We start from the raw sequence: 23,330 nt of genomic DNA on the forward strand, positions 1-23,330 counted from the left end.
AATAGTGAATTTTTTTATTGTAGATGATTCCGCGATTATTATTGAAATGCTTTCAAATATCATTGAAGAAGATGGATTCGGGACTACGGTAGGTGAAGCAGAGGACGGCTCAGAAGTCTATCCTGATATTCTTGCTAAACTGGAAGTTGATGTCCTGCTCATTGACTTGCTCATGCCCAATCGCGATGGAATTGAGACAATCAGGGAAATAGCCCCTTTCTTTAATGGAAAAATCATTATGCTCTCACAAGTCGAAACAAAGGATATGATTAGTGAAGCCTACTCGCTTGGAGTAGAATATTATATCACAAAACCAATTAACCGTCTTGAAGTTGTGAGTATCCTTAAGAAAGTAAGTAACCATCTGTTGCTGGAAAAATCACTCCATGACATTCAAAATTCATTAAGCTTTTTAAGTAATCATACTCAAAACAATTTACCTAAAATCGTTTATCAGAACAAAGTAAATCCGATTATATCTTCCGGAAAAAGTATTTTGCTGAAACTTGGGGTTATTAGTAACAGCGGGACAAAAGATTTACTTGATTTATTAGAAGTATTAAATCAATTAGAAAATGAAGGAATACGTGAAATGCCACCTTTAAGGGATTTGTATGAGATGGTTGCTGAAAAACGACTTGGCAGTACCGTTTCACAAAATGAAATAAGAAAAGAAATAAAGTCAAGTGAACAACGGGTACGAAGAACCATCTATCAAGCGCTTGAGAATATCGCTTCACTTGGGTTAACTGACTTTGCAAACCCAACATTTGAAAATTATTCATCGGAGCTTTTTGATTACAGTCAAATAAGAATGAAAATGCTTGAGTTGGAAAGAAAAACGAACAATAACCCCAGTTCCATACGGATCAACATCAAAAAATTCATAAAAGCGTTATTTATGGAAGCAAAAGAAAACGAATAAACCTGTTTTTGCTGTTTCCCTATATTTATTAAATATCCTCCAATGCAATAGTAAGCTTCTGTTAGCCATTGTTTTGATTGATACGAGACCAGATAACAACAGGGATAAGCAGTAGTGAAAGGATGCCTCCGCAAAGTGAGAGCATAGCGTAACTCGATTGTGCTACAACCATCCCAGAAAGAGCTCCTCCAGATGCTCCAGCCAAAGCTATTAAAACATCAACCGTTCCCTGCATTTTTGCACGGGTGGATGGGTGAGTGGAATCAACGATGAGTGCTGTACCACTAATTAAGCCAAAGTTCCAGCCAAGCCCAAGTAAAGCAAGGGCGATCATGAGTACTAGCATGGAATCGGCTGGTGCAAAAGCAGCCAGAATACCTGCAGCTAGTAGAGTGAAACCGGAGGCGATTGCCATTGTAGTTCGCCCAACCTTGTCAACAAGTACTCCAGTTATAAGGGATGGAAGGTACATGGCCCCGACATGGATACCAATTACCATTCCTACCTCACTCAAGTTATGCCCGTGATGCTTCATGTGTATGGGTGTCATTGTCATAATTGCAATCATGACAACTTGAGTTAAGATCATGAGTGTGGCACCCACAATTATTCCTCGGTTGTTTATTGCCGGTGTTTTGGAATTCGTGTCTAAAATGTTACTCTTATCCGCTTTCTGCACCTTTGCAATGGCTTTTGCAACGATAAGAGGGTCATGACGAAGGAAAGTGAAAAGTACCAAACCTGCAAGGATGTAGGACGCAGTTGCTAGAATAAATGGACCGGCTAGAGCAGGGACACCAATTGACATAGCAAATCGGCCCATTACATCAACCAAGTTTGGCCCCGCAACAGCACCGAATGTGGTTGATACCATTGCGATACTGATTGCTGTTGCACGCTGCGATGAATTTGCTAAGTCGGTACCTGCATAGCGTGCTTGTAAATTTGTAGCAGTTCCAGCACCATAGATTAGTAGGGAAGCAAAAAGTAATACGATATTATTGGTTAATGCTGAAACTACTACGCCAATCGCGCCAATACCACCTGCAAAGAATCCTGTAGCTAGTCCTACGCGGCGCCCAAAACGTTGAGAGAGTCGCCCTACAACTAACGCAGCTCCAGCAGAACCAAGAGTAAACAGTGCGACTGGAACTCCCGCAAAACTATCTGTTCCTAGCATCTGCTGAGCGAGCAGTGCTCCAACTGTAATACCTGCTGCAAGTCCTGCCCCTCCAAAAATTTGTGAAATAACAACGATGAACAACGTCCGTCGATATAGCTGTCGTTGTTTTTCTGGAGAATCAATGTAGCTTTGTAACCAAGTCGGTTGATTTGATTCATCAGATTTAGACACCATTTCTGTTATCATTATGTCCTCCTAAATAATTTTAACTTTATTAAAAAGTGACTGTTTTTTCCCCATTCTACTAAGTTAAGACAATCATTCATTGTAGAAATCGGGCAGGCTCCAAATTCATCCATCTTTCTTGATTTAATACATGTTCCGCACCTTGTAACTCTTCAAACTTTTTCATCTCATCAACAACTTATATTTCGGGTGCTGAATAGTTTCACATTCAACGGCTTCGCCCATTAGAATAGGTATATTGTAAATTCTTTATATCTTAAGGTCAATTGAATTGTCTGATTATTAAATAAAATTCGTGTAGTTCAATAAAAACTCCATAAACGGATAAAGAATCGGAATGGTACGGGGTACATGTAGAAACAAAAAACGAGAGCAAATTGTTGAATTTTTATCAACAGTATATGTAAAGGATAATATACTTCAGGAAAACGATAAAAAAACTTCATAGTCCTAATAATTTGTAAGTTTCGTTATTAATAAGGATATAGATTCTTGTTATTTTTCAAAGGGAGTTGTGATTTTGTCAACATTATCTCAACGGACTTGCACTCATCTCAATATTTCATCATAACCTGTTGTATAAATAATAAAAGAATATTTCAGGATTGTATCCTACATCTTAGGGATACGAGTATAGAATTACTTTCAGAAGAGGTGAAGGAGTCATGTATTACTATTGTACTGTATGTTCAAATCTGCATAATGAAGAAAATATCCCTGGAAAGGTTTTTGAAAAAGGATTTTATATAGAGCCAGGAACTGGAGCAAGGATTCATCTAGGTACGTGTGACATATGTGATATGGAAGTTAAGGGAGAAAATATGCAACAATCAACTGAATGTAATATCCATAACTTGAATATTACTAACTGGTTAGCTGTTCATGATTATATTAATTCCTACTGTCTACCTAAATCATATTTATGAAAATTTGACTCAGGGTTATTCAGAGAAGTGAATGCGTAGAAATAACAAAACGAGAGCAAAGGTCGCTTTTGCTCTCGTTTTTTGCACATGTTCCCCGTGAAACGTTGTATATATGAGGGATTAAACTTGCTTATTTACGATCAGGCGCAACAATTCAAATAGCAAGAAATTCAAGAACATCCACACCCCGCCATATACATATCCACCCGCGATATCACTTGGAAGGGAAGGAGTAAGGGCAATGTTTGCAATTGCTTCACATAGTAAAAGCAGGATACCTAGAATAGGGAGACCAACTTGTATATACATATTCTTCAGATGACGTACCGTTAGAAATGAGCAGGTGCCATATATAATGATCGTGATGGTTGCCTTTTCATCTGGAAAAGTAGCAGAACGAGCCGCTGCGTCTCTTCCGAGAAAATGAAAATAGTGTAGCCCGTGTAAGATAGCATCATGATAAACAGATGCTCCCAATAGAGTAACAACGAGTAAAAGACCTTCAAGCCATCGATTCTTTCCTTTTCTCCAAATGGTTAAAATCGTAATTATAATTAGAATGCTAAATGCGATAGGAGACTGCAACATTAGGATTTTACTCATGATGCTTGTCCATCCTGTTGGAAATACAGTATGGACAATATAGGTTGTAACCTCATTAAACTGAGGAAAATCGTTATATAAATAATCCTGTGCAAGTCCCAACATTAAGGTGATCATTCCTAGTAAGACCAGTGTAAGACTGATAAGGAACACTTCCGTTGCTTGGATGGTTCGAAAGTAAGAAATGAGCCGATTAAGCTGTCGTACGAAAAAGGCTTTGATTTGGTTTCTGTAAAATTTGTAAGCTAGTAACCCGCCGATAACGATAGCGAGTGCAAGGACAATGTAGATGAGATATTGTCCGGCCAATTTATGAAAATCCTGCCAGCGTGGTCCTAAAATTTTCCCAAGTGTGATAAAGCTAATTGCCCATAAGCTTGCTCCTATATATGCCGGAACAAGAAAGGTTCGAAACGGCATTCTCGAAATGCCGGATACGTATCCTGTGAAGTGCCGAACCCCAGTAATAAAATAAGCAAATACCAACAATTTACTGCCTGATCGTTCCATCCAGGCGGCTACTTTTTGGTAGTTCTTAGGTCCAAGGTGAATATACTTTCCATACTTCTCGATCAGTTTATAGCCTCCTAGCCTTCCTATCCAGTATGTGACTGTAATTCCGACTCCTCCAGCAGCAATAGCTGTCAGAATGGCCAAAGTGTAGTTCATTTTTCCTTGAAATACGAAGTAGCCGGCAAAACTCATAAAGAATTCAGCCGAAATCGGAATCGCAAGCAGTTCAATCAAAATAACAATGAATAAAATTATATAGCTGTGCTGCTCAAATAATGAAATAAAATGTGCCATGTCATTTCTCCTAGCCTTATTCTTTTTCATTTTTATTTTTTGGTAGAGGCTTTGGTTACTATTCGTTTTTTATCTTCATTTATACTCCAATATAGCACTAAACTCACGTTATTTATTCTTTTTTAACTTCATTTTTAACATATTTTTGAAAGAAGTCTTGAAATATTTCCATAGAAAATGATTGAGGGAGAGAGGCGATGAGGTATTCATAATACTATGCAGGGGTATCGTCAATCATATAAAATGAAAATGGAAGCCCCTTATCGGGCTTCCATTTTGTTTCCTTCTTGTTCAACTACATTTCTTTTATGAAATCCTTTTGCATAGTAAATGCCTACAAGGAAAACGATCCAGATTGGTCCGATAATCACCGCTATTTTTGTATCGGGGATAAAAGCCATTACGATTACAACCAATGCTAGAAAGGCTAATGATATATAGGAAGATAGAGGATAAAACGGAATTTTAAATTTTAAAGATGCTACCTCTTTCGGCTTTAAGCTTTTCCGGAAACGTAATTGCGCCAAAAGGATAATCGCCCAGGTCCAAAGAGCAGCGAATGTCGCAATACTTGTCACCCATGTAAATACTTTTGCAGGTACAACGTAATTTAACAAAACGCCCACTAATAAAACAACGGATGAGATGATAACCGCTAAACCTGGAACACCGTTTTTGGTCACCTGTCCAAATTTTTCAGGAGCTTCTTTATTTTCCGCAAGGTTGAAAAGCATTCTGGAAGTACTAAAAATGCCGCTATTACAAGATGAAAGGGCAGCGGTCAAGACAACAAAGTTAATAATGCCAGCTGCTGGTGCAATCCCTAGTTGCTTAAAGGTAAGAACAAAAGGACTTCCATTTAAGCCAATTTCATTCCATGGATAAATGGCCATAATCACGGTTAGTGCTCCCACATAAAAAATTAGGATTCTCCATAATACATTATCAATGGCTTTTGCTAGATTTTTTTCTGGATTTTTAACTTCTCCGGCTGTTACACCAATCATTTCTATGCCGAGGTAGGCAAACATAACCATTTGCAGTGCCATTAAAACGCCCTTAATTCCATTTGGGAAAAACCCGCCATGGCTCCATAGATTCTGAATTCCTGTTGGAATACCGCCATTACCGATTCCAAAGATAATAACGAGAGCGCCCATAACAATCATACAGATAATGGTAATAACCTTAATAAGAGCAAACCAGAATTCTAACTCACCATAGGCTTTAACAGTAAGAAAGTTAATAGTGGCCATGATACTCAGTGCAGCAAGTGACCAAATCCATTGTGGAACGTCTGGAAACCAGTATTGCATATAAATACCGACAGCTGTTATTTCAGCCATACAGGTTACAATCCATAAAAACCAGTAAGTCCAGCCAGTTAGATAGCCGGCTAGAGGACCTAAATAATCATGTGCATATTGACTAAATGAACCAGAAACAGGCTTGTGAATGGCCATTTCGCCAAGGGCTCTCATAATAAAAAACATAATAACCCCAGCGATTGCATATTCAACAATGATACCTGGACCAGCCAATTTGATTGAAGTTGTAGAACCGAGAAATAGACCTACACCAATGGCTGCACCTAAAGACATTAATGTAATATGTCTTTCTTCTAATCCACGATTCAGTTCTGTTTTATGAGTTTCCTTGCTCATATCATTTCCCCCTATGAGTCTACAAGAAAAGGTTTTCCTTTTACTATGTATACACAAACTATTTCTCTCAGAAGCTCCAATGGTGAGTGAGATATATCAAACCAGTGATAAAGCTTCTTTTATTTATTAAAATTACAATTCCTTATTGTACCATAAAGGAACATACGATCCTATACATACTTAATATAATTTTCAGATTAGTCCAGATTTCGAAAAATTGCGTCTAGAAAGGAATATGATAGATAATATCGAATTCTCCTATTTATAGATATGTACGAGAATATTCACTAAAGTCATGAGGTGAAAGAAGATGAAGGGCTGGATTTATATTGTATATGCTGTGGTATTAGGTATCCTTTCTTTTTTTACAGGTGAAATCGTAACATTTGTGATGCTGGGTTTTATATTAATAGCCCTAAATAATATTAATTCGACATTAAAGAAGATGTATAAAGAGAGTAATGACAAAAATGATGAGATGTGAAAGTAAGATCACGAAAGTTATATATGTCTTTCCCAATGAATCATCGTTTTTGTCACACCTACTTGTTTCATGCTTAGTTTTTCTAATACACGAATAGAACCATGATTGTCATGCAGCGTTTCTGCAATTATCGTGTCGACTTTTGCTGTGCGAAATGCCCACATCATTAATGCTCCTACAGCTTCTGTTGCGTAACCATTATTCCAATACTTTTTAAGAAAACCATACCCCACTTCCACTACTTTATTCTCGTCTGGTTTTCCCTTAAAACCTATGTCGCCGAGGACAATCCCATCGGCTTTTCGAACAACAAGCCAAACACCCCAACACAATAAAGAGGAATCTTCTTTTAGCTGCTCTAAGTAAGAAGTGATATGCTGTCCGATATCGTATTCTTGATTAAGAGCAATTTTTACCGTTTCTTCCGTACATGGTATAACAAGTAATCTTTTTGTTTCTAGTTCCATGATTACTTCTCCTTTTTCAATAATCACATTGCAAAGATAAGATTTATTCATTATACCATTTAATACAGAATATTCAAATAATTAACATGGTTATTTTTGGATAATAAAACTCCCACCTTAAAATTCTGAGAAGGTGGGAGATAGCTCTGGTATGTGTCTAATTGGTGGGCTAACCCGAAAGTAGGGGGAACCCCCTCACTTCAGTTCGCCTGTTTCCATTCCATATATTTTTGAATAAGATCATCAGCATTATCTACATTCACTAGGAACTTACCACCACTTGTAGTAGAAAAGATCATTCGATTCCGATTAATAGCGGGAACTAAAGTGGTGGCATTCCCGCTATACCAGGACCCGTTCATTACTACTGTATGCTTTGGAAGGCCTTCCTCGAAAATATATAGATCTTTAATCTCGTGTTTGGAAAATTTTCCAGTTGAAAATTTGGAAGTACGAATGACCATCTGATCGTTCTTGAAAGTCACAGCTTTTTTAGGACTAGCCATAAGCAAATAAAATATACTAATACCAAGCAAGATTAGTAGATAAACCATTCTGTATTTATAATTTTTTTACAAATTCAGATTTTAATAACATGGCTCCAAAACCATCAATTTTGCAATCAATATTATGGTCGTTATTCTGGTCGCCATCAATTAAACGTATATTTTTTACTTTTGTACCTATTTTTAATGGGGATGAACTACCTTTTACTTTAAGGTCTTTAATTATTGTTACAGAATCACCATCGTGCAAGATATTTCCATTTGCATCTTTGATAATCTTATTATCTTCACTACTTTCAGCTTCTAAAGTCCACTCGTGCGCACATTCTGGGCAAACAAGAAGATTTCCATCTTCGTAAGTGTATTCTGAATTACATTCTGGGCAATTTGGCAAATTGGACATACTTTCATTTCCTCCATTTGTCTTATTCTTTTCTTAAAAATATAGCGAGTTCCTTATATATTGCCATAGTTTTATTATATTTACAACCCTTCCTTCATCTCCTATTTACAAGAATGGTTTCCATAAAAGCAGATACGGCTTTTGTAAACATTTCACAAGGATACGAATTCTTTATTTTGTAGTAGATATAATGAATATAGGAAGGAGATGATTCTACAATGGGAAATGGATTTCATCCATTTTATGGAGGCGACTGGATCATGACGTACGGTATGATTTTATTCTGGATTGTCTTACTTATCTTACTCATTATAGGATATAACATGGTACAGAAAACGTTGAAACTTCCGAAAGAACAAACGAACGCAATTGATATTTTAAAAGAAACATTCGCAAAAGGTGAAATTACAGAAGAAGAATACGACCGAATGTTAAAAAAATTAACAGAATAAATGATAACCCTAATGTCTCCAAGCATTAGGGTTTTGTTTTTTTATTATTTCATTGTAATATATACCCGTAACGGGTATGATGTATGTATAAAAGATCTTCTGAAAAATGAGGTGATACAATGAATCATCAACATGATGGAAATGGAAAGATGGTACCAAGAACAGAAGAGGAAATGGCAAAGCTGACGAAACGTTTGAAACGAATCGAAGGACAGGTTCGCGGTGTACAGAAGATGGTGGAAGATAATCGTTATTGTGTCGATATATTAATACAAATTTCAGCGATTCAAGCGGCGCTAAATCAAGTAGGATTTCAATTAATAGAGCGACATACAAATCATTGTGTGGCGAAAGCAATTCGCGAAGGCAACGGGGAAGAGTCGATACAAGAACTGATTCAGGTGTTAAAACAGTTCTCGAAATAAAGGAGAGAGGCGTTATGAGTGAACAGAAGCTCGTTACACTAGGTGTAACAGGGATGACTTGCGCAGCCTGCTCCAACCGGATTGAGAAAAGTTTAAACAAGATGGATGGAGTGGAAGCAAACGTTAATTTAGCGATTGAGAAAGCAACGGTTGCTTATGATCCAGAAAAGCAAAGTCTTACTGACATTCAGAAAAAAATTGAATCGTTAGGATATGGTGTTGAAGTTGACAAAGTAACGATCGACATTGAAGGGATGACCTGTGCGGCTTGTGCAACCCGCATTGAAAAGGGCTTGAATCGTCTAGAAGGAATTGAAAAGGCAACGGTTAATTTAGCCATTAATCGTGCAGTGGTGGAATACAATGAAGGCTCCGTTACGACGGAGGACATGCTGGAAAAAATTAAAAAGCTAGGATACAAAGGATCAATTCAAAGCGAGCAGGATAATCAAACGCAGCGAAGAGAACAACTGCTTAAGCATAAGCAAAGACAATTGACGATTTCGATTCTATTATCATTGCCTTTGTTGTATACGATGATTTTACATTTACCATTTGCTATCGGCTTGCCGATGCCAAATATTCTGATGAATCCGTGGTTTCAGCTGCTTTTGGCAACCCCTGTTGAGTTTTATATTGGCGGCCCCTTCTTTATTGGGGCGTATCGTGCTTTACGTAACAAGAGTGCCAATATGGATGTATTGGTTTCACTCGGAACAGCTGCGGCGTATTTTTACAGTTTATTTGAAGCAATCAAAACGATTGCGAATCCAGATTATATGCCGAATCTATATTTTGAAACGAGTGCGGTTTTAATTACGCTTGTACTTGTTGGAAAATATTTTGAAGCAAGAGCAAAGGGTAGAACAACGGAAGCAATATCGAAGCTATTAAGCTTGCAAGCAAAAGACGCCCTTGTTATTCGTGATAATGTGGAGATAAAGCTTCCGCTTGATCAAGTCGTTATCGGTGATACTATTCTTGTAAAGCCTGGTGAAAAAATACCGGTGGACGGTATCGTTTTATCAGGAATCTCATCAGTAGATGAATCGATGATTACTGGTGAGTCCATTCCAGTCGATAAAAAAGAAGGAGATGCGGTCATCGGTGCGACAATTAATGCGAATGGTGTGCTGACAATTCGGGCTGAAAAGATTGGCAAGGATACAGCGCTTGCCGGAATTGTAAAAATTGTCGAAGAAGCCCAAGGATCAAAGGCGCCGATTCAACGTATGGCGGATGTGATTTCCGGTATTTTTGTTCCGATTGTTGTTGGAATCGCTATCGTTGCATTTCTCGTGTGGTATTTCGCCATAGTACCGGGGGATTTACCGAAGGCGTTAGAGGTTGGGATTGCAGTGCTTGTTATCGCTTGTCCGTGTGCACTCGGCTTAGCTACCCCAACTTCTATTATGGTAGGTACCGGTAAGGGAGCAGAACAGGGAATCCTCTTTAAAGGGGGTGAGTACTTAGAAGGGACGCATAAGATAGATACAGTTTTACTTGATAAAACAGGGACGGTAACGAAGGGCAAACCGGAAGTAACTGATGTGCTGGAATTTCAAGAAGGTATGCTCGCCTATGCAGTTGCTGCTGAAAGTGTTTCCGAGCATCCACTTGCACATGCCATTGTGGAACATGGGAAGAGTATTTCGGTTAAGCCTTTAGAGCGATTTACAGCTATTACAGGTAAAGGTATTGAGGCGATCATAGATGGCAAAACGATTTTAGTTGGTACGAGAAAACTTATGCAGGAACGAATGGTTACGATTACGGATCATGAAGATAGAATGATAGAACTTGAGCAGCAAGGAAAAACAGCAATGTTAGTTGCCATTGATCATCAACTTGCAGGTATCATAGCTGTTGCTGATACGGTAAAAGAAAGCTCGAAGGAAGCCATCCAAAGCTTAAAGCAGCTTGGTATTGATGTATATATGGTTACCGGAGATAACAAACGCACGGCAAATACAATCGCGAGTCAAGTTCAAGTAGACCATGTCTTTGCAGAAGTACTTCCAGAGGATAAGGCAAATATCGTAGCAGATTTGCAAAAGCAAGGAAAGAAAGTAGCAATGGTGGGAGATGGAATTAATGACGCCCCTGCTCTTGTGAAAGCCGATATTGGCATAGCGATTGGAACCGGCGCAGATGTTGCCATCGAGGCTGCAGCTATTACATTGGTCGGCGGCGATTTGACTCATATTCCGAAGGCCATTGACCTTAGCCGTAAAACGATGAAAAATATTCGTCAAAATCTATTTTGGGCCCTCTTTTACAATGCGATTGGCATTCCAGTCGCGGCAGCAGGGCTATTAGTACCATGGGTTGCCGGAGCAGCTATGGCATTTAGCTCCGTATCAGTTGTTGCAAATGCGCTTCGTTTGAAACGCGTTCACATATAAGGGGAATACCCCTAATAATACATGAGGAGGAATTTTCAATGAGTATTACATTACAAGTAGAAGGCATGAGCTGTGGACATTGCAAAATGGCGGTTACAAATGCATTGAAAGAATTAGATGGAGTTGCAAATGTAGACGTTCACTTAGAACAAGGAACCGTAGATATCGGTTATGATGAAGCAAAGGTTAGCTTAGATAAGATGAAGGAAGCTATTGAAGAACAAGGCTATGATGTGAAATAAATTAAATAACAGGAGAGGTCATGGCATAGCGCTATGACCTCTTTTGCTATTTGAAGTTAACATTATTTTAATATTGCCTTTGTTATAAAAATACATAGATATGTTAGTGTGTTATCATTATTCGATTTTGAAACAGGCAAAGGAGGTGCGAAATGGACACGGGATTACAGCAGAATTCAAAGCAGGAGAAAGGAAAGCTTTCTTTACTCCTTGAAGTGTTGCTCGTTTCTACTAAATTAGGACTTACTTCATTTGGAGGGCCTATCGCTCATTTAGGTTATTTCAGAGAGGAATATGTAAAGCGCCGAAAGTGGTTAGATGAGAAAACATATGCAGATTTAGTAGCGTTATGTCAATTTTTACCTGGACCGGCTAGCAGTCAAGTAGGAATGGGGATTGGCTTTATTCGTGCAGGGTTTTTAGGTGCTCTTTTCTCATGGATTGGATTTACGCTTCCATCTGTCATTGCTCTTGTTTTATTTGCCTACTTTTTAAAAGGAACATCGTTTCACGATACCGGCTGGTTGCACGGATTATTGGTTGTAGCAGTAGCTGTAGTCGCGCAGGCGGTTTGGGGGATGGCCAAAAGTGCAGCATCGGATCGTCCGCGTGCTACCATCGCTATAGCAGCAGCTATTTTAACGTTATTAATTCCAAGTGTATTTAGTCAGGTCGGTATTATCCTTGCTGCTGGTATACTAGGATGGTTTTTGTTTCGAGGAACTGCGGACGATAAGCCAGCATTCCTTTCTTTATCCAGTAATAAAAAAGTTGCTAGTATTCTATTAGCTTTGTTTTTTGTATTGTTAGCGATTCTCCCTATTATCAGGCAGGCTACCCATTCTCCTTTTGTTGCCCTATTTGATAGCTTTTATCGTTCGGGTGCTTTGGTATTTGGGGGAGGACATGTTGTACTTCCATTATTACAAGCAGAGGTCGTTCCAGCAGGGTGGTTGTCAGCTGATCAATTTTTAGCTGGATACGGAGCAGCACAAGCAGTACCAGGACCATTATTTACATTCGCATCGTATGTAGGAATGGCAAGCTTTGGATGGAAAGGGGCAATTGTCACAACCATCGCAATCTTCCTCCCGTCGTTTCTATTAATCATGGGGACTCTCCCTTTCTGGAATTGGTTACGCCATCATCCACAATTTCAAGCGGCATTGCAGGGGATTTCGGCAGCTGTTGTTGGGATTTTACTAGCAGCGCTGTACAATCCAGTATGGACTAGTAGCATCAAAACTCCATTTGATGTTTGCCTGGCATTAGCAGCCTTCGGTATACTAACGATTTGGAAATGCCCTCCTTGGATTGTCGTTGCATGTTCAGCAGCTGCAGGAGCTTTTTTTTCTATTATGTAATATATATTTGTCCTTTTTTTGAACAGGTAGAAACTGCACAAATTCTGCATAATGTAGATGTATAATGAAGTTGTAGAAAGGAGCTGACTCTATAATGGGATATGGATTTCAATCATGTTTTGGATATGGAGGTGGCTGGATCATGATGGGTGGAATGTTGCTATTCTGGCTTATATTGATCGCTTTACTTTTTATGGGATATACGAAGATACAAAAATCTGAGAGAACTTCTACAAATCAAAATGAGGCGCTTGCCATTTTAAAAACAAGATTGGCAAAAAGTGAAATTACAGAAGAAGAGTATGAACGACTTCTACAAAAATTAAGTTAGTATTTCTATAATAAACTCCCCAATGCTTCATGCACATTGGGGTTTTTCATGTGCTAGATTAGAAGAGTAGCATGATTATGAATAAGAAAACAAATGAGGTAAGCTTTATATAGAAATTTAAAGGATAGAATAGTGGAAAGAGTTAGAAGAGGTGATGAAATGCATTCTACTACATCTAAAACAAAGATGAGTCGTGTTATTCTTGTACTTGGATTTGTCAGCTTATTTACGGATCTTTCTAGCAATATGATTGTTCCGATTTTGCCGTTATACCTTACGAGTGTCTTACATGTTCAAGTAAGTTCGGTCGGTGTAATAGAAGGAATTGCGGAAAGTACAGCAAGTGTTTTGAAATTGTTTTCTGGCTGGTTAACGGATCGTTTAGGAAAACGGAAGCTTCTCTTGTTTCTTGGCTATGGCCTGTCCAATTTGACGAAGCCTTTCTTTGCAATCAGTGCATCGTGGAATCAAGTTCTTATGGTTCGGCTTATGGACCGTTTTGGAAAAGGAATACGAACCTCTCCGCGTGATGCTCTTTTAGCAGATTCGGTAACGATGGAGGAGCGTGGGAAGGCCTTTGGATTTCGCCGTGCTATGGATGCTTTAGGGGCAGCTTTAGGACCTTTAGTTGCTTTTGGCATTCTTGCAGTGTATACAGGGAATTATCGTCTTGTATTCTGGCTATCTGTGATTCCTGGGGTTCTAGCAGTCGTACTTATCCTATTATTTATAAAAGAAAAACCAACCAATCGTGAAAAACGTGCAAACCTTCCAAAATTCGGATTTAAAAATTTGGATCGCAGGTTTATTTGGTTTTCTCTGATTTATACTCTTTTTACAGTTGGTAATTTTTCAGATGCATTTCTAGTCTTACGTGCCCAGAATATAGGGATGCTGCCAGCTTTGATTCCACTAGCTTTTTTTGTATTTAATATGAGCACTAGTATATTTTCCGTCCCAGTTGGGATGTTATCGGATCGTATTGGCCGTCGTCCTGTTCTAATCTCCGGATTCTTTCTATTTGCGCTTATTTACTTTGGGTTTGGTATCACGAAAAGTATGATTGGAATCTGGATCTTATTTGTCTTATACGGTCTCTACTATGCTTTTACAGAAGGAATACAAAAAGCATACATTGCCGATTTGGTACCCGCAGGGCAGCGAGGTACTGCTATGGGTACTTTTAATGCTATGACGGGTCTTGCTGCACTGCCAGCAAGCATTCTTGCAGGATTTCTTTGGCAGATGTTCGGACCTATGGTGGCATTCAGTACAAGTAGTGTGATTGCAGTAATCGCTGCGCTGCTTATGATGCTTTTACGTATTTAAACCTCGGTATTCTCTTTCTGTAATGTTAGGGTAAAGACGGAACCTTTTCCTTAAACTGTAATAAAATGGTATCCTATGCTTTGATAATGGACAATAAAATAAATTTGTTTTTTATAATAAAACTAATAGTATTGAGATTGTAACAATAGATATTAACATTGATAAAACTATGGATACTGAGGTTTCTTCCTTGAACGAATCATATTTCTGTGCAAACACGTATACTCCTGCTCCTACTGGTAATGCAGACATAATAATGGTAGTAGTCAACCAAACATCCTTTATAGGAAAAATATATAGAGCTAAAAGCAACGTAATTAGTGGCTGAATAAAAACTTTTGAAAATATAATGGTTGTAATTTCAAATTTGTTAAATGTCTGATTAGTGAATAGCTTTCCTTGACCTACAAGCCCAAGTCCAAGAGCAAATAATGCTGTTGGTCCAGATGCATCAGCTAATAATTTGGCAAATACATGTACAGATTTCGGTAGATTTATATGCATTATAGCAACTAAAATTCCAGCAAGAACGGAGAGGGTAAAGGGACTTATAAAAACGGATTTACATACATCTAAAACTATTTTTTGTATATTGTTTTTTTGCCGATACACTATTTGTGTTGATGTCGACTCTTGACCAACAGCTTGTGCCAATAATTTCTCTTGGTTTTGTGTTAATGCTTTATGTAGTTCAAAGGAAATTGTTACTATAATAATTACAGGGATATTATGAATTAAAGTAGCTAATGCAGCTGGTAATGCAGCTGTTTGACCAAATGCTGCAATTAATAATGGAACCCCCATATACCCAGTTGTTCCATAAGAAGCACCCATTCCATAGATAGATATATCAGGGAATTTCTTTTTAAATACTAAGGCTGATAATAAGACGGTTACTAAAAAACTTGCTAAAATACCAAATAAATTGGCAAATAAAAAATTCCAATTGGTTAATTGATTTACGGGTGCTTCAGCTAATGATAAAAAAAGTAAAGCTGGAAGAGCAATATAATATACATAGTTGTTCAAACTTTTAGAACCTGCAACATCAACTACTTTATAAATACCAGCTAGAACTCCACATAATATAATTGCAAAAACAGGAATTAAAACATCAAAAATGATTTGCATTTTAATCACACCTTCTATCTTTCTTCAGAATTAATATAATTTACGAGCAGGAGATTTGAATCACCTGCTCGCACAACTTTATATAATTATTTTGTGTATTCCAAAACAAAGTTTTTAGCTGTTTCTTGTATATCCTTTGCACCAAAAATACCAGTACCATATAACTCGTTAATGTTTCTTGAAATTTCAGAAAACTTAACTCTCTTTTCAACATAAATATCATTCATTTTCTTTTCCATAGAATCAATTACCTTATAAATAAATTCATCATTATTAATTTGTTCAGAATCAAATCCAGCAGCTTCGAGAGTTCTTTTAATAGTGTTAATGTGTAATCCGACGTTGTTTAAAAAGTAATCAGTTTTACGATCTACTCCCAAATAATCTGGAATATTAGCTACACCAAGATTTTCTTTCTGAACAATGATGCCACTAACAGGTCGATAAATATTTGGAATTGTCATAAAAACTTCTTCAGTAAGAACAGCAGTATGAGAAATTCTTTCACCTTTAAGTGCTAAATTATTGAATGTAATATTTTTTTTATTAAAAATTAGATTTAAAAGTTCTATTGAAGGTAATCCAGAACGATTTCCGTATCCTGCGAAAGCCCCTTCAATCATGTTAAAGCCATGGTAAATCGAAGTTAATGCATTTTGAAGTCCAAGTCCTTTGTCGTTATGAGCATGTACACAAAAGTTAACATTTGGATACTGGTGGACAAGATTAGCTGCCAGTATAGCCATTGTCTCTGGATAAATAACTCCTATCTTTTAAAATCATCAATCGAAAAAAGACAACGTTCAGATCCTTCTCTTAAGGTTTCATCTAATAATCCATCAAGTTGAAAATTTTCATAGCGAGGTTCATGTCCTTTTGGAAAAGATAATTGCATAACATCACGCCTTCCATATTTTATATATTTATTTAATTTTTTCAATTTTCATTTTATTCCCATATATACATGATGTAAAATGAACATGAATAATACTGAATATCAGTTTTAGTAATATCTACGGAGGATGTATAGTAATGGAAATTAAAGAACTTGAAATATTCCAAATGGTAGCTAATCATCACAGTATCAGCAAAGCAGCGGAACAGCTGCATTATGTTCAGTCCAATGTGACCAATAGAATTAATAAACTGGAATTAGAACTTAAAACTTCTCTATTTCATCGGAATAACAGAGGGGTATCCCTAACATCTACTGGCGAGATATTACTAAGCTTTGCAGATAATATCTTGAAGCTTATAAAAGAAGCAAAGGAAGCCGTACGAAACCCAGATATCCTTTCTGGGCCTTTAGCAATCGGAGCAACTGATATCACTGCTGCTGTACGTTTACCATCAGTCCTTGCTAATTATCATAGGTTATATCCTGAAGTAAACTTGTCATTAGCAACTGGATCAACAGAGGAACTTGTCAGTGAAGTATTAAAATATAATTTAGATGGTTCATTCGTAACTAATCCAGTGGAACATCCTGATATTATTCAATACCCCCTTATTGAAGAAGAATTAGTATTAATTACAGATTTGTCACAACCTACTTTAAAGTCGATAAAAGATCTCAAAACACAAACAATTTTAGTATTTCGTTCTGGATGTACATATCGGGCGAAGCTTGAATGTTGGTTACGTGAGGAAGGAATCTTACCTGAAAAGAAAATATCTTTTGGAACAATTGAAGGTATATTAGGATGCGTCAAGGCAGGGTTAGGTGTTGCCCTTGTTTCAAAAAAGGTTGGGGAGCAACTTGAAAATGAGGGAATTGTTAAATGTTATCCTGTCCCGGATAAATATAAATTTGTAACCACGGTTTTTATTCGGCGTCATGATGTACCAGTATCCAATGTGCTTAAAAAGTTCTTGGAAACTACAAAAAATTGTTTTTATGAAGACATAAACTAAGCAAGTTTGACATAAAACATTTTTTATAAATTAGTTTATTTTGAAATAAACGAAAACTATCATTCTTAAATAAAGCATGTTTTGAGGTAGTAAGGAGATTAAGATTTCTCTTTACTACTTTTTTTATAAGAAGACAAAAATGAAGTTATTCATGAGAAAAAAGAATAAAGTATTTCTAACCCTATAAATTTTATTTTTTTTATTATTATATGGTATTACATATGTTTATTCGAAACAACAACTGCATTTAGTTCTACTGATAATAAATAAGATAAACTGCTAATAACTTTTACGGATAATAACTAAATTACTCATTATTATAAAATTAATGAAGGAATGAAAGCTTTAGTAAAGTATGAAGGAAGCAAGAAGCAAGGACATGACTGATAACCCTAATGCAAACGAGCAGCTTCCAGTACTAGACATGACAAATTACGGAACAAAGAAAGAAGGAACGTTCACATTAAATCAAAAGTATGATGTTACCTACACGATGGAGCTGAACACCGTGATGAACGGAAATAATATGGCCTATACCATTAATGGTAAGACATTTCCAAATACAGATTCGATAGAAGTGAAGAAAGGTGATCTTGTGAAAGTAAAGTTAAGGAATAATTCCATGATGAATGATCATCCGATGCATTTACATGGTCACTCTTTCCAAGTATTAAGTAAGAATGGTAAACCGATAGAAGGATCTCCCATTGTGAAGGATACAATTAACCTAAAACCAGGTGAAGAATATGAAGTGGCATTTGTAGCAGATAATCCAAGTGAATGGATGTTCCACTGTCACGATTTGCATCATGCTTCTGCAGGTATGGTGAGAATTAAAATATACTGATTTTCAGTCATCATTTAAGCCGAATGTAGCTATTCCTAATATACCAGAGTAATATGGAAGAATATGAAGTAGGGGGGTTCCCCTACTTTAACATTTTCTTGGGAGATTGGCCTTGAACATGAAAAAGTAAAGGGATGTGAAACCATTATGGCTTTATTCGATCAATCTGCTAAAACTTATGACGATTGGTGCTCTACTTCTCTTGGCTCCTTTGTAGATGAAACAGAAAAAAAGATCATGCTAGAAGTAGCCAATCCAAAACCAGGGGAAAAGGTTCTTGATATCGGCTGCGGTACAGGAATCTACTCTCTTTTGCTTTCAAAGCAAGGTGCAGAAGTTACAGGAATTGATATTTCAACTGCTATGCTGAATAAGGCAAAAGAGAAAGCAAATCAGTATAATCGACCTATTACCTTTTTAGAAGGAGATATTCAGCATCTTCCTTTTGCAGATGATACATTTGATCTTGTCATTTCGAATATTGTGCTGGAATTTGTTAACTATCCGCATGATGTGATAAGTGAAGCAATGAGGGTGTTACGCCCAGGAGCTAGGCTTGTAATTGGCATGATTGGGAAACATAGTGAGTGGGCAGCTATGTATGAAAAACAAGGAAAAGAGAAACAAGAAAGTGTGTTCTCAGGTGCTCGTTTTTATCGGTTGCAAGATATTGAAAAACTATATACGGATATTCCCTCTGAAATAAGACTCGGGTTATATGTAACACGGGACGAGTTTGTTACATATGAGCAGGCAGCTGTGCTTGAAAAGCAGCGCTCTATTCTTCAACAAGAAGAAGGAGCCGGGTTTATCGTTGCGAAATGGGTAAAAAAGTAATATAAGAATAACAAAAAAATCATTAATAGTCGAAATAGTCGCAAATGTTACGTTTCATCGATGCCAAAGTTAGATTATAATGAGTAATAGTATGCTGTAGGATTCTCACTACAGAAAATTTATGTTAAAGGGTGACTTTCATATGAGTAACTTACAATCTTTAAGCGAAGCAGAATTGAAAGAACTTTATCAAACCTTAGAAGAAAAATATGAAGGATATAAAAGTCAAAAATTAGCCTTAAATATGGCAAGAGGAAAGCCATCTCTTGAACAACTTAATCTTTCTATGGATATGCTGCAAATTTTAAAAACGAAAGAAGATTTAATCGCCAAAGATGGAACAGATGCTCGTAACTATGGGGGTCTTGATGGTCTTCCTGAAGCAAAGGAATTGTTTTCAAAAGTATTAGAAGTAGGCACAAATGAAATTATGATTGGCGGTAGTTCCAGCCTTACTATGATGCACGATACAATTGCAAGAGCAATGTTCTTTGGGGTATTAGGCAGCGAGCAGCCTTGGGGCAAGCTTCCGACTGTGAAATTCTTATGTCCAAGTCCAGGCTATGATCGCCACTTTGCGATATGTGAGCTTTTCAATATTGAAATGATCGTCGTGGATATGCTTGAAGACGGTCCTAATATGGATGTAGTAGAAAAGTTAGTTGCTGAAGATGAATCGATTAAAGGAATTTGGTGTGTGCCAAAATATAGCAACCCAGATGGAATTACTTATTCTGATGAAGTGGTAGATCGTTTAGCTAACATGAAAACAAAGGCGAACGATTTCCGTATTTTCTGGGATAACGCCTATACCATTCATCACTTAACGGATACACCAGATCAGCTTAAAAACATTCTTACTGCTTGTAAGGAAGCAGGAAATCCAGACCGCGTCTTTTTGTTCGGCTCAACTTCTAAAGTAACATTCCCAAGTGCTGGGGTTGCCATGATGGGCGCAAGTGAAGACAATTTAACCTTTATTAAAAAACAATATATGTTCCAAACGATTGGTCCGGATAAAATCAATCAGCTTCGTCATGTGAAATTCTTTAAGGATATGGACAATTTACAAAATCACATGAAAAAGCATGCTGCGATTATTAAACCAAAATTTGATATGGTACTTACTATTTTAGAAAGAGATCTTGGTGACAAAGGAATTGCCTCTTGGCATAAGCCAAATGGCGGCTATTTCATTAGCTTGAATACAATGAACGGTTGTGCGAAGGAAGTTGTAAGCTTAGCGAAGCAAGCGGGTGTTACCTTAACCGGAGCTGGCGCAACGTTCCCATACGGAAAAGACCCTAGAGACCGCAATATCCGTATTGCACCAACTCTACCTCCTGTAGGTGAACTAGAAAAAGCCATTGAAATCTTATGCTTATGTGTACAAATTGTAAGTGTGAAGAAGATTTTGGCTGAGAAATAAAAATAGAAGAGGAGCCCTACCTGCTTGCAGGTAGGGCTTTTTTGTATGTCCCGTTTTTTGCTCCTCCTTACGTTAATGTAAACATTTTTTTAATTAATAAAATTTTCGATATTTTTTTAATTAAAATGTGGTATTTTTGAATAGTAATTAAAAAAATATTTTTCCTATGAGGTATATAGGTAAGTGTCGATCAGAATGAGAATAAGAGAGGATGTTAGATGTGAAGAAATTTATGGTAATTGGTTCTGCAGTTCTAACGATGGGTGTGTTTGCAACCCCTGCAAGCTTTGTTTCAGCTGCATCAACAGATGGTCAATTAAACATAATGGATCAAAGTGCTTTGATTGGTAATGTGCAAGGTGATGGCATTTGGACACATCCTTATGGGGAACAGGGAGCTAGCTATGAAGGAGATATTTCTCTTCATGCCGGAACAATCGTACATATTACAGCAAGTATTCAGCATGGATCTGTTACATGGTATGCCATTGAAGTAGATGGGAATTTTATTGGCTGGGTGGACAGCCGGGCACTAGAAACTAACATCCCTGCTGTTTCGAATGTAAACGCGGATCAAGTAGTCGTACAAACAAACGGAAATGGCATTTGGTCTAGCCCATATGGACTTCAAGGAGCAAAATATATCGGATCTACTAACGATTATGTTGGAAAAGATGTAAAGATAGTAAAACAAATGACGAATCAAAATGTACTATGGAGCAAGGTTTCTATAGATGGCAAAGTGATTGGCTGGGTGGATAACCATGCACTAAGCTCATTAACTGATATAAGTGAATCGAACGACTCAGCTGTTATGGATGACACGGAAGGAAATGCCATTTGGACGATGCCGTATGGTCTTCCTGGTGCACAGTATGTAGATAATACAAATAAATATGCATTTCGTGATCTTCAAGTCGTAGCGAAGACAACGAATGGATCAACGCAGTGGTACAAAGTAATGGTAGATGGCAAGGCAATCGGTTGGATTGATGCAAAGGCTATTGATACAGCAGGAAAGACGACAGCAGAAAATAAGGATGCTGTAATTGGAAGTAAGGCAAACGGCATTTGGTCCGCTCCATTCGGAGTAAATGGAGCACAATACGTAGGAAGTACCCTTGATTACGCCCTTCAGCATATTCAAGTAAAGAAATCTGTTAAGCAAGGTGACGTAACATGGTATGAGGTGCAATTAAATGGACAAACGCTTGGCTTTATCGATGCAGGAAATGCTCTTTCCGATTTACAAGTAACGGATGAAAACAGCACAGAAACTGTTACAACTGCTTCTACAGGTGATGGTATCTGGAGCCTTCCTTACGGAGAAAACGAGGCAAAATATGTTGGCCCAACAAACAAAATTAACAATCAAACTGTCCAAGTAGTACAAAGTGTGCAGAAGGGATCTACAACTTGGAAGAAAATCAAAGTTGGAGATCGTGTCATTGGCTGGGTAGATGGTCATGTCTTTAAAAAATTAGAAAACGTTAAGGATGAAGATCGTGATGGTGTCATTGGCTCTGTAAATGATGGAGATGGCATTTGGAGCTTACCTTACGGAGAAGATGGCGCTCGCTACATGGGTCCAGTTAACAATTACAGTTTTGATACAATGCATATCATTCAAAGCGCAACAAAATCAGGCGTGACATGGAATAAAATTGAGCTTCCTGATGGTACAACAGGCTGGATAGATGCACGTATCTTCGATAACGAATACAATGGCTTAGACAACATAAAGGATGAGGACCAACAAGGACTTGTAACTCAATCGAATGGAGATGCGATTTGGAGCGCTCCATACGGCGAGCATAATGCCAAATATTTAGGCTCTGTTGATTCATTACGTAATAAATATGTTCAAATCGTAAAACAAGCGAAGAAGGATGGGACTACTTGGTATAAAATTAAATTACCAAATAATGGATTCGGATGGGTAGATGCTCGTGTATTTGGTTCCGTAACGTATACAGCTGACACCGTAAAACAAAAAGCATACAGCTTAGGCTTCTTTGACCGCGGCAATGTACTTGTATACAATAAAAACGGTCAATCTGGAAATGCCTCTGATGACTTATTGTACTTAAAGCCAATTGGTAAAGGAGATACAGACATTCAACTAACGGCTGTTAGTCCAGATCCATCTGTATTATCAATCCTAAAGGATTTAGGTGCAACGATTCTACCAACAGGCAGTCAACAATTCTATGATACATTGAAAAATAACCCAGAATCGCAAACACTTCAGCTTGATGGACGTACGATTCAAGTCAACGTTACTGGCTTTTCGAAAGTAGATATCAAGTTTGGGCCGATTGTGAAATAAAACTTAAAGTTTAAAACAACATAAAAAAGGTTGTCATTTTATTATTTTGTAAAATGGCAACCTTTTTTTGTCTATTTTCAGACGAACATGTGGTGGGATTCAGTACTATAAATTGTAAACAAGAAACAGTCCTTTGTAGAA

General features: G+C 37.5%; 23 protein-coding genes and 1 pseudogene. 15 read left to right on the plus strand and 9 right to left on the minus strand.

The features are described 5' to 3' along the window. Window positions 1-4: 4 nt before the first annotated feature. The gene (locus tag ACM5BR_RS13215) at window positions 5-925 is read left to right on the plus strand and encodes a response regulator (RefSeq protein WP_416828425.1); all 921 of its coding nucleotides are present in this window, start codon (window positions 5-7) and stop codon (window positions 923-925) included. A gap of 61 nt (window positions 926-986) precedes the next feature. Here ACM5BR_RS13215 and ACM5BR_RS13220 read toward each other — a convergent pair whose 3' ends face one another. After that, the gene (locus tag ACM5BR_RS13220) at window positions 987-2,294 is read right to left on the minus strand and encodes an MFS transporter (RefSeq protein ID WP_416828426.1); all 1,308 of its coding nucleotides are present in this window, start codon (window positions 2,292-2,294) and stop codon (window positions 987-989) included. A 665-nt stretch (window positions 2,295-2,959) separates the two neighbouring features. On the opposite strand from ACM5BR_RS13220, the gene ACM5BR_RS13225 reads away from it, so the two are divergent. After that, window positions 2,960-3,220 carry a DUF3973 domain-containing protein gene (locus ACM5BR_RS13225; RefSeq protein ID WP_416828427.1) on the plus strand — a complete coding sequence of 87 codons (261 nt, stop codon included), beginning with the start codon at window positions 2,960-2,962 and terminating at the stop codon, window positions 3,218-3,220. A gap of 120 nt (window positions 3,221-3,340) precedes the next feature. On the opposite strand, the gene ACM5BR_RS13230 is transcribed toward ACM5BR_RS13225, so the two are convergent. Together ACM5BR_RS13230 and ACM5BR_RS13235 are read right to left on the minus strand one after the other, a co-directional pair. Then, entirely contained in the window at window positions 3,341-4,630 is a 1,290-nt protein-coding gene (locus ACM5BR_RS13230) for a DedA family protein (protein ID WP_416828428.1), read from the minus strand. A gap of 260 nt (window positions 4,631-4,890) precedes the next feature. Next, window positions 4,891-6,294: an amino acid permease gene (locus ACM5BR_RS13235; RefSeq protein WP_416828429.1), complete on the minus strand. Its 1,404-nt coding sequence runs from the start codon at window positions 6,292-6,294 to the stop codon at window positions 4,891-4,893. Window positions 6,295-6,604: 310 nt separating this feature from the next. On the opposite strand from ACM5BR_RS13235, the gene ACM5BR_RS13240 reads away from it, so the two are divergent. Beyond that, entirely contained in the window at window positions 6,605-6,778 is a 174-nt protein-coding gene (locus ACM5BR_RS13240; protein ID WP_416828430.1) for a hypothetical protein, read from the plus strand. Window positions 6,779-6,795: 17 nt separating this feature from the next. On the opposite strand, the gene ACM5BR_RS13245 is transcribed toward ACM5BR_RS13240, so the two are convergent. The 3 genes from ACM5BR_RS13245 to ACM5BR_RS13255 form a co-directional block, all read right to left on the minus strand. Then, a complete protein-coding gene (locus ACM5BR_RS13245; RefSeq protein WP_416828431.1) occupies window positions 6,796-7,245 on the minus strand; it encodes a GNAT family N-acetyltransferase in 450 nt (149 codons plus the stop codon). A gap of 200 nt (window positions 7,246-7,445) precedes the next feature. After that, complete coding sequence (locus tag ACM5BR_RS13250; protein WP_416828432.1) at window positions 7,446-7,607, minus strand: hypothetical protein; 162 nt, start codon at window positions 7,605-7,607, stop codon at window positions 7,446-7,448. Between the two features lie 199 nt (window positions 7,608-7,806). Next, window positions 7,807-8,154 carry a zinc ribbon domain-containing protein YjdM gene (locus tag ACM5BR_RS13255; protein WP_416828433.1) on the minus strand — a complete coding sequence of 116 codons (348 nt, stop codon included), beginning with the start codon at window positions 8,152-8,154 and terminating at the stop codon, window positions 7,807-7,809. 218 nt (window positions 8,155-8,372) lie between these two features. Between ACM5BR_RS13255 and ACM5BR_RS13260 the strand changes: the two genes are divergently transcribed. From ACM5BR_RS13260 to ACM5BR_RS13290, 7 genes are all read left to right on the plus strand, one after another. Next, window positions 8,373-8,606 carry an SHOCT domain-containing protein gene (locus ACM5BR_RS13260; protein ID WP_416828434.1) on the plus strand — a complete coding sequence of 78 codons (234 nt, stop codon included), beginning with the start codon at window positions 8,373-8,375 and terminating at the stop codon, window positions 8,604-8,606. Window positions 8,607-8,725: 119 nt separating this feature from the next. Beyond that, window positions 8,726-9,031, plus strand: coding sequence for a metal-sensing transcriptional repressor (locus ACM5BR_RS13265; RefSeq protein WP_416828435.1), 306 nt, complete (start codon window positions 8,726-8,728; stop codon window positions 9,029-9,031). A 14-nt stretch (window positions 9,032-9,045) separates the two neighbouring features. Beyond that, on the plus strand, window positions 9,046-11,436 hold the full coding sequence (locus ACM5BR_RS13270) for a heavy metal translocating P-type ATPase (RefSeq protein ID WP_416828436.1): 2,391 nt from the start codon (window positions 9,046-9,048) through the stop codon (window positions 11,434-11,436). 38 nt (window positions 11,437-11,474) lie between these two features. Further along, entirely contained in the window at window positions 11,475-11,678 is a 204-nt protein-coding gene (gene copZ / locus ACM5BR_RS13275) for a copper chaperone CopZ (protein ID WP_416828437.1), read from the plus strand. Window positions 11,679-11,830: 152 nt separating this feature from the next. Further along, window positions 11,831-13,042 carry a chromate efflux transporter gene (gene chrA, locus ACM5BR_RS13280; protein WP_416828438.1) on the plus strand — a complete coding sequence of 404 codons (1,212 nt, stop codon included), beginning with the start codon at window positions 11,831-11,833 and terminating at the stop codon, window positions 13,040-13,042. Between the two features lie 94 nt (window positions 13,043-13,136). Next, complete coding sequence (locus ACM5BR_RS13285) at window positions 13,137-13,373, plus strand: SHOCT domain-containing protein (RefSeq protein WP_416828439.1); 237 nt, start codon at window positions 13,137-13,139, stop codon at window positions 13,371-13,373. A 159-nt stretch (window positions 13,374-13,532) separates the two neighbouring features. Next, entirely contained in the window at window positions 13,533-14,702 is a 1,170-nt protein-coding gene (locus ACM5BR_RS13290; RefSeq protein WP_416828440.1) for an MFS transporter, read from the plus strand. Between the two features lie 111 nt (window positions 14,703-14,813). Here ACM5BR_RS13290 and ACM5BR_RS13295 read toward each other — a convergent pair whose 3' ends face one another. The 3 genes from ACM5BR_RS13295 to ACM5BR_RS13305 all read right to left on the minus strand — a co-directional run bounded on the left by ACM5BR_RS13295 (window position 14,814) and on the right by ACM5BR_RS13305 (window position 16,773). Further along, complete coding sequence (locus tag ACM5BR_RS13295; protein ID WP_416828441.1) at window positions 14,814-15,833, minus strand: AEC family transporter; 1,020 nt, start codon at window positions 15,831-15,833, stop codon at window positions 14,814-14,816. Window positions 15,834-15,919: 86 nt separating this feature from the next. Continuing rightward, window positions 15,920-16,579 carry a beta/alpha barrel domain-containing protein gene (locus ACM5BR_RS13300; protein WP_416828442.1) on the minus strand — a complete coding sequence of 220 codons (660 nt, stop codon included), beginning with the start codon at window positions 16,577-16,579 and terminating at the stop codon, window positions 15,920-15,922. 20 nt (window positions 16,580-16,599) lie between these two features. Further along, a complete protein-coding gene (locus ACM5BR_RS13305) occupies window positions 16,600-16,773 on the minus strand; it encodes a hypothetical protein (protein ID WP_416828443.1) in 174 nt (57 codons plus the stop codon). A 92-nt stretch (window positions 16,774-16,865) separates the two neighbouring features. Between ACM5BR_RS13305 and ACM5BR_RS13310 the strand changes: the two genes are divergently transcribed. From ACM5BR_RS13310 to ACM5BR_RS13330, 5 genes and pseudogenes are all read left to right on the plus strand, one after another. Then, a complete protein-coding gene (locus tag ACM5BR_RS13310) occupies window positions 16,866-17,747 on the plus strand; it encodes a LysR family transcriptional regulator (protein ID WP_416828444.1) in 882 nt (293 codons plus the stop codon). Between the two features lie 330 nt (window positions 17,748-18,077). Beyond that, window positions 18,078-18,646, plus strand: a pseudogene (locus ACM5BR_RS13315) (multicopper oxidase domain-containing protein); the annotation flags it as partial. Between the two features lie 95 nt (window positions 18,647-18,741). Further along, a complete protein-coding gene (locus ACM5BR_RS13320) occupies window positions 18,742-19,431 on the plus strand; it encodes a class I SAM-dependent methyltransferase (RefSeq protein WP_416828445.1) in 690 nt (229 codons plus the stop codon). A 142-nt stretch (window positions 19,432-19,573) separates the two neighbouring features. Then, on the plus strand, window positions 19,574-20,860 hold the full coding sequence (locus ACM5BR_RS13325) for an aspartate aminotransferase type Ic (RefSeq protein WP_416828446.1): 1,287 nt from the start codon (window positions 19,574-19,576) through the stop codon (window positions 20,858-20,860). Between the two features lie 220 nt (window positions 20,861-21,080). Then, window positions 21,081-23,189 (plus strand): GW domain-containing glycosaminoglycan-binding protein, encoded by a 2,109-nt coding sequence (locus ACM5BR_RS13330; RefSeq protein ID WP_416828447.1) that lies wholly within the window; start codon window positions 21,081-21,083, stop codon window positions 23,187-23,189. Window positions 23,190-23,330 lie beyond the last annotated feature (141 nt).

Origin of the sequence: Ectobacillus polymachus (genome assembly GCF_048159605.1) — a bacterium.
GTDB lineage: Bacteria > Bacillota > Bacilli > Bacillales > Bacillaceae_G > Ectobacillus > Ectobacillus polymachus.

What these genes read in the sequence shown, in the direction of transcription:
- ACM5BR_RS13220 (WP_416828426.1), bottom strand. Translation starts at nt 2,294, where the DNA reads ATGATAACAGAAATGGTGTCTAAATCTGATGAATCAAATCAACCGACT.
- ACM5BR_RS13225 (WP_416828427.1), top strand. Translation starts at nt 2,960, where the DNA reads ATGTATTACTATTGTACTGTATGTTCAAATCTGCATAATGAAGAAAAT.
- ACM5BR_RS13230 (WP_416828428.1), bottom strand. Translation starts at nt 4,630, where the DNA reads ATGGCACATTTTATTTCATTATTTGAGCAGCACAGCTATATAATTTTA.
- ACM5BR_RS13235 (WP_416828429.1), bottom strand. Translation starts at nt 6,294, where the DNA reads ATGAGCAAGGAAACTCATAAAACAGAACTGAATCGTGGATTAGAAGAA.
- ACM5BR_RS13240 (WP_416828430.1), top strand. Translation starts at nt 6,605, where the DNA reads ATGAAGGGCTGGATTTATATTGTATATGCTGTGGTATTAGGTATCCTT.
- ACM5BR_RS13245 (WP_416828431.1), bottom strand. Translation starts at nt 7,245, where the DNA reads ATGGAACTAGAAACAAAAAGATTACTTGTTATACCATGTACGGAAGAA.
- ACM5BR_RS13250 (WP_416828432.1), bottom strand. Translation starts at nt 7,607, where the DNA reads ATGAACGGGTCCTGGTATAGCGGGAATGCCACCACTTTAGTTCCCGCT.
- ACM5BR_RS13255 (WP_416828433.1), bottom strand. Translation starts at nt 8,154, where the DNA reads ATGTCCAATTTGCCAAATTGCCCAGAATGTAATTCAGAATACACTTAC.
- ACM5BR_RS13260 (WP_416828434.1), top strand. Translation starts at nt 8,373, where the DNA reads ATGGGAAATGGATTTCATCCATTTTATGGAGGCGACTGGATCATGACG.
- ACM5BR_RS13265 (WP_416828435.1), top strand. Translation starts at nt 8,726, where the DNA reads ATGAATCATCAACATGATGGAAATGGAAAGATGGTACCAAGAACAGAA.
- ACM5BR_RS13270 (WP_416828436.1), top strand. Translation starts at nt 9,046, where the DNA reads ATGAGTGAACAGAAGCTCGTTACACTAGGTGTAACAGGGATGACTTGC.
- copZ (WP_416828437.1), top strand. Translation starts at nt 11,475, where the DNA reads ATGAGTATTACATTACAAGTAGAAGGCATGAGCTGTGGACATTGCAAA.
- chrA (WP_416828438.1), top strand. Translation starts at nt 11,831, where the DNA reads ATGGACACGGGATTACAGCAGAATTCAAAGCAGGAGAAAGGAAAGCTT.
- ACM5BR_RS13285 (WP_416828439.1), top strand. Translation starts at nt 13,137, where the DNA reads ATGGGATATGGATTTCAATCATGTTTTGGATATGGAGGTGGCTGGATC.
- ACM5BR_RS13290 (WP_416828440.1), top strand. Translation starts at nt 13,533, where the DNA reads ATGCATTCTACTACATCTAAAACAAAGATGAGTCGTGTTATTCTTGTA.
- ACM5BR_RS13295 (WP_416828441.1), bottom strand. Translation starts at nt 15,833, where the DNA reads ATGCAAATCATTTTTGATGTTTTAATTCCTGTTTTTGCAATTATATTA.
- ACM5BR_RS13300 (WP_416828442.1), bottom strand. Translation starts at nt 16,579, where the DNA reads ATGGCTATACTGGCAGCTAATCTTGTCCACCAGTATCCAAATGTTAAC.
- ACM5BR_RS13310 (WP_416828444.1), top strand. Translation starts at nt 16,866, where the DNA reads ATGGAAATTAAAGAACTTGAAATATTCCAAATGGTAGCTAATCATCAC.
- ACM5BR_RS13320 (WP_416828445.1), top strand. Translation starts at nt 18,742, where the DNA reads ATGGCTTTATTCGATCAATCTGCTAAAACTTATGACGATTGGTGCTCT.
- ACM5BR_RS13325 (WP_416828446.1), top strand. Translation starts at nt 19,574, where the DNA reads ATGAGTAACTTACAATCTTTAAGCGAAGCAGAATTGAAAGAACTTTAT.